The sequence below is a fragment of the Colwellia sp. NW0002-52-1 genome, from assembly GCF_057550865.1.
Genome location: NZ_BAAJLU010000050.1, coordinates 1 through 767, shown reverse-complemented (window position 1 = coordinate 767; position 767 = coordinate 1). Strand labels below are relative to the sequence as shown.

1 tRNA gene is annotated in these 767 nt (G+C 36.8%); it reads right to left on the bottom strand.

Annotated features, from left to right (window positions below):
• Nucleotides 1-550 precede the first annotated feature (550 nt).
• A tRNA-Ser gene (locus tag AC27H3_RS18045) sits at nucleotides 551-638 on the bottom strand.
• Nucleotides 639-767: the final 129 nt, after the last annotated feature.

Here is a 767-nt window from a genome sequence, read left to right as displayed (position 1 = left end):
CTCATTAAAACAACCTCTTCGACTTGTCCCGAAGAAGTGGAGCGCATTTTAGAGATTTTTCATCCCACGTCAACCGCTAATTGTAATTAAACTGCATAAATGTGTTTGTTTGCTTTTTAATTATACAACATGAACAAATATGCATCAGAAAGCATATAGAATCATATTAAAAGGCTTAATAATTAGGGGGCACTTGAGTCGATAGCTTAAGTTTAATAGCTATATTTTACCCATACAATTAAATTAACTTAAGTATTTGGGCTGCTTTCCTTAATAAATGGATTTAGGCACCATTTAATACTGTTTATATTTATTGCAATTGGCACTTCCTTCATTAAAACGCTTAGTTAATGATAAACGCTTCGTGATCGGTAGGTTCATTTCAATAAGCACAGCGTTATATATTTGCATTACAATAAAAGTACGCACCATTACATATTTATAAACAATACAAGCGATCCTTTGATAAATTATTTTTATATTCTGGCCACAAAAAAAGCCGCTAGATAACTAGCGGCTTTGCTTGGCAATATATAAATTGCTTATAATATGGCGGTGAGGGAGGGATTCGAACCCTCGAAGGCTTGCGCCTTACACACTTTCCAGGCGTGCTCCTTCGGCCACTCGGACACCTCACCTTGTAAATATTGAATTGTTAACGTGCTTTCTACACAATCTGGTTTTAAGCCGATGAGCACGCGGGGCATGTCAATGTAACTTTGGCGGCCACTCGGACACCTCACCTTATAAATATTGAATTGTTAACG